Source organism: uncultured Methanofollis sp., assembly GCF_937919355.1.
GTDB lineage: Archaea > Halobacteriota > Methanomicrobia > Methanomicrobiales > Methanofollaceae > Methanofollis.
The window spans coordinates 1-1,995 of sequence record NZ_CALFSA010000183.1 but is presented as its reverse complement, the minus strand read 5'-3'; the positions used below and the strand labels follow the sequence as shown (position 1 = coordinate 1,995).

3 protein-coding genes are annotated in these 1,995 nt (G+C 62.0%); 1 reads left to right on the top strand and 2 read right to left on the bottom strand.

Annotated features, from left to right (window positions below):
• Together Q0520_RS09110 and Q0520_RS09105 are read right to left on the bottom strand one after the other, a co-directional pair.
• Window positions 1-365, bottom strand: a 365-nt coding sequence (locus tag Q0520_RS09110; RefSeq protein WP_298669155.1) for a tRNA(His) guanylyltransferase Thg1 family protein, incomplete at its 3' end; no start/stop codon positions are given.
• Window positions 366-387: 22 nt separating this feature from the next.
• Window positions 388-657, bottom strand: a complete 270-nt coding sequence (locus Q0520_RS09105) for a PRC-barrel domain-containing protein (protein ID WP_298669152.1) — start codon at window positions 655-657, stop codon at window positions 388-390.
• Between the two features lie 52 nt (window positions 658-709).
• On the opposite strand from Q0520_RS09105, the gene Q0520_RS09100 reads away from it, so the two are divergent.
• Window positions 710-1,855: a CBS domain-containing protein gene (locus Q0520_RS09100; RefSeq protein WP_298669148.1), complete on the top strand. Its 1,146-nt coding sequence runs from the start codon at window positions 710-712 to the stop codon at window positions 1,853-1,855.
• Window positions 1,856-1,995 lie beyond the last annotated feature (140 nt).

Genomic DNA, 1,995 nt, shown 5'->3' with positions numbered 1-1,995 from the left:
GCGGCGTACGCCGGCGTCGCCGGGATGACGCGGGCGTCGAAGGCGACGGGTTCGGTGCACCCGTACTCCAGGGTGAAGGCGCTCGCCGCATAGGAGGCGGAGATGGAGTCCATTTTCTCCACCCGGCCGCCGAAGGGGAGGACGGGGAGGTAGAGGCTGATCTCGTCGGAGAAGGTGTAGGCAAAGAGGGGGTTGAGGCCGCTGTCTGCGATCAGTCGCCTGCACGTCCCGACCATCGCTGCATGAAAGCGGGCGTCAAAGGGCTTCTCACAGGCGCGTGTCAGGCGGTGGAATGCCCTCCCGTCGAGACGGAGAAAAACAGGGGGGTAGAGGGCAAGAGCAGAGAAGATCTCGTGGTTTTCCATGGCTGCGCCGTGCCGTCCGGCTTCAGGCCTGTGTCTCGGCCTTCGCTTTCTTGAAGGCGGAGGAGATGTGGCGTATGACGATGATATCCCCGATCTCCCTGATGATCCTGAAGGGGATCAGGTAGCCGCGGTGGCCCTTTGGGTCGGGGAGTTCGGGGTTGAGGTTGCCGACGGCGATGGACTCGATCTTCTTACTGTCGATATCGAGCAGGACATCGTCCACGTCCCCCACATAGATCGCCTTGTCTGTGTATACGCTCATGCCAAAAAGTTCGGTGACCTGCGTCTTCATCACTATCGATTCATGGTATAGACTATAAACGATAAAAAGACTATCATTTTCCATGAACGGATCCTTACGAATCGGGCATCTATTCGGGATTCCTATCTATCTTCACTGGACTTTCCTGATCGTGATCCCGCTCTTCGCCTGGATCATCGGGAGCCAGATCGCCCTGACGGCCACGATGATCGCCGGCCTCTTCGGCACCGAGATCACGATGACGCTCTTCCTGCAGGGCCTTGCCCCGTACATCCTCGGGGCGGCGATATCGCTTGGCCTCTTCGCAGGGGTGCTCGTCCACGAACTCGCCCACTCGGTGGTGGCGCGGGCGATGGGACTCAAGATCAACTCCATCACGCTCCTCATCTTCGGCGGCGTCGCCTCGATGGAGGAGGGACTGCCTGACCCGAAGGTCGAACTGCCGATGGCCCTTGTCGGGCCGCTGGCGAGTCTCGGTGTGGCGATCGTCTCGGTCGCCCTCACCTATGCCCCGGCGGCGCTCGTGGAGGCGGGGAAGTTGAGTCCTGAGGTCGGCGGCGTCCTCATCTACCTCTTCGGCTACCTGGCCCTGCTGAACTTCGTCCTCTTCATCTTCAACCTGCTCCCGGCCTTCCCGATGGGCGGGGGGCGGGTCTTGCGGGCGTGGCTTGCGAAGAAGATGCCTCTCCATGAGGCGACGAAGATCGCGGCCGACATCGGGCGGGGCTTTGCGGTCTTCTTCGGGATCTTCGGGTTTCTCATCTTCAGCCCGATCCTGATCATCATCGCCTTCTTCATCTATATCGGGGCGAACCAGGAGGCGACGGCGGTGCGCTACAGTTTCCTCCTCCGCGACGTCTCGGTCGGCGACGTGATGTCCTCACCGGTGACGACGGTGCCGCCCGAGATGCCGGTGACGGAGGTGGTGAAGATGATGTACGACACGAAGCACCTCGGTTTCCCGGTGATGGAGCGCGGGGGCCTCGTTGGTATGATAACTCTCGGGGACGTCCATACGGCGTCGACCATCGACCGCGAGGCGATGCAGGTGCGCGACCTGATGACGAAGGACCTCGTCGTCCTCCCGCCCGACGCCCCGCTCACCGAGGCGATGAGGATCATGTCGCAGACAGGGATCGGCAGGATACCTGTCGTCGAGGAGGGGGAGGTCGTCGGTATCGTGACCAGGACCGACATCCTGACAACGCTGGAGATCAAGGAGGCGTGAGAGGGGCGGCGAGCGCCCCTGTTCGCGATCTTTTTCCGTCGTCTCCGATTCGGTCCCGCGGGGATTGGTCATGAACCGGCACTGACGTCGGGGGTAGGCTCCACCTGCCACTCCCGGTAGGTTCCCGCTCCCCGTATCAT

Bases quoted from the DNA above. Each gene is read 5' to 3' on its own strand.
- Q0520_RS09105 (WP_298669152.1), bottom strand. From the start codon at position 657: ATGAAGACGCAGGTCACCGAACTTTTTGGCATGAGCGTATACACAGAC.
- Q0520_RS09100 (WP_298669148.1), top strand. From the start codon at position 710: ATGAACGGATCCTTACGAATCGGGCATCTATTCGGGATTCCTATCTAT.